Source organism: Acetatifactor sp. (genome assembly GCF_982438285.1).
In genome coordinates this window covers 1-2,404 of sequence record NZ_CEWDFQ010000408.1, presented here as the reverse complement: position 1 = coordinate 2,404, position 2,404 = coordinate 1, and the positions used below count along the sequence as shown (strand labels likewise).

At 47.2% G+C, this 2,404-nt stretch carries 3 protein-coding genes; all 3 read left to right on the top strand.

What is annotated here, in order from left to right; translation table 11 throughout:
* Positions 1 to 472: hypothetical protein (locus AC1WIP_RS14605; RefSeq protein ID WP_481142515.1), on the top strand; the 472-nt coding region annotated here is incomplete at its 5' end.
* 238 nt (positions 473 to 710) lie between these two features.
* Complete coding sequence (locus tag AC1WIP_RS14600; protein ID WP_481142514.1) at positions 711 to 1,838, top strand: ABC transporter substrate-binding protein; 1,128 nt, start codon at positions 711 to 713, stop codon at positions 1,836 to 1,838.
* A gap of 27 nt (positions 1,839 to 1,865) precedes the next feature.
* A partial coding sequence (locus AC1WIP_RS14595) for a branched-chain amino acid ABC transporter permease (protein ID WP_481142513.1) occupies positions 1,866 to 2,404 on the top strand: 539 nt, incomplete at its 3' end.

Here is a 2,404-nt window from a genome sequence, read left to right as displayed (position 1 = left end):
GCTTGGGATTTTGGGGACTTTGGGCAATTATTTTTTGAATGTGTATGATTATGACAGGGAAGCGGACGAATTCCGCCTGTGGTACTCTGAAGGAGGCGATGCTGCACCGGGAGGGGAGAGGAAGATCTTTTGGGTAGACTTTATGCACATTGGCCTGCGGTATGGCTTTCATCAGCTGGACGCAGAGGGGAAGGAAGAGGCGGAAGGATTCTTTTTTTTCACTCCCTTTAATGAGGAGGAAACTCTCTGTGCGGTTATGGTGCCCAGGTATGCGGATGAGAGCCGGGAAATAGCGCTGACGGATGAAATGAAAAGCCGGGGCATTTATGTCACATCCTATGGCGGAATGTGGTTTTTCAGAATACCCCAGGCGGAGTTTGCAGAATTGGAAAAAGCGTATGAGGAAGCGCGTATGGAAGCGGAAAAGCGCAGGGAGGAAGTAACCTATACCTATGAGGAATTGTTCAGATGAGAAAGATAAAGCATTTGGATACACCTTCAAAACGATATTATAGTTTATAAAACGACAATGTCGTGAATAAAAGAAATCGTGTTGACACAAAAATGCAATGGGTGTAGGATAACACCAACAAAGGGAAATGCTTTCGGAAAACAATTAGGTTTTGCTGAAAACTGAAGATGACAAAGGAAAACGAAGACGTTTTGGAGATACCCTCCCAAAGCGTCTTTTTCGTTGGAGAGGAGAACGTATGAAGAAAAAATGGATCACACTATTTGCTTGTATGGCGTTTGCAGTGGCAGGATTAACAGCGTGTGGGGACTCAGCCGCAGAGGATACGCTTAAAATAGGTTTCGCGGGGCCCTTGACAGGGGACTGCTCACAGGACGGCATAGCCTGCAGAGAAGCGGCTTTGCTTGCAGTGAAGGAGGTAAATGACGCGGGAGGTATTGATGGAAAACAGGTGGAGCTGGTAGATTATGATGATAAATCTGATCCTAAGGAGGCGGCGGCTGTCGCAAATAAACTGGCTGAGGATACTTCAATACTGGGTGTTGTAGGGCACTATAACAGCTCCTGTACCTTGGCCGGAGCTCCTATCTATAACAAGGCGGGAATTGTGGAGGTGGCTTACGGTTCCTCTGCACCGTCGGTAACGGATGCAGGCGAGTATACCTTCCGGGTTCTCAACAGTGATGATATGCAGGGTGCGCTGGTTGCAGACTGGGCGGTAAATGAATTGGGCTATAAGAACTGTGCTATCGTATATGAAAATTCTGATTATGGTCTTGGCAATGCAGAATCCTTCAAGAAAGCTGCATTAGAGTATGGAGCAGTCATTACGTCAGAGGACTCTTACATTTCAGGACAGACCAAAGACTTTACTTCAATCTTGACCAATATTAAAAATTCGGATGCAGAAATGATCTTTGTGGGTGGGCTTTACAATGAATGTGCCATGATGCTGAAGCAGGCGGATACGGTAGGGCTGGACATTCAGATGATGTCCACGGACGGAGTGTTTTCCCCTTCCCTGATCGAACTTGCCGGGGAAGCGGGAGAGGGATTCTTGCTGATCGGCACCTTCCATTTGGAAAATCCAGCAGAAATCTGTCAGAGCTTTATTGCGGCCTACGAGGAATTGTATGATGGGAAAGAGCCTGGAACCTATGCGGCAATGGCCTATGACGCAACGAGAGTGCTGCTGGAGGCTTTGAAAAACGGCTGCACGGACAGGGAAGCAGTCAGAGCATATCTTTCCACAATGAAGGATTTTCCCGGCGCTGCGGGAGACATTACCTTTGATGAGAATGGCGATGTTGTGAAGGAGCCTTTAAAATTGGTGATCAAAGACGGCAGATATGAATTATATGAGTAATTGCATTTACAGCAAAGGAGAAGAGACGTGTTAATACAGCAGATTGTGAACGGCATAACCATAGGAGGGATATATGCGCTGGTGGCGCTTGGATATTCCATGGTCTACAGCATACTTAGAATCGTAAATTTTGCGCACGGCGATATTTTCATGATCGGAAGCTTTATAGGCTTAAGCCTGACGACAACTCTGGGTCTGCCGGTTTATGTATCCATATTGGTCAGCTGTGTGTTGACGGCATGCGTGGGCGTTATGATAGAGCGGGCTGCGTATCGCCCGCTCTATGCCAAAGGGGGATTGTCTGTATTGATCAGCGCCCTGGGGGTGGATATTTTTCTTCAGAATTTTGCAAGGGTATTATGGGGAAGCGAAACCCATCCCTATCCTTCGGAATTAAAGGTAACAAGCTATACGGTGGGGAGCGTCTCTATTACGAATATCCAGATTATCATTATGATTCTTACGGCGGTGCTTTTGTTGCTTTTGTATCTGCTTGTATATCGCTCCAGGACGGGAATCGCCATGCGGGCATGCGCCCACAGCATTGTCAACGCGAGGCTTATGGG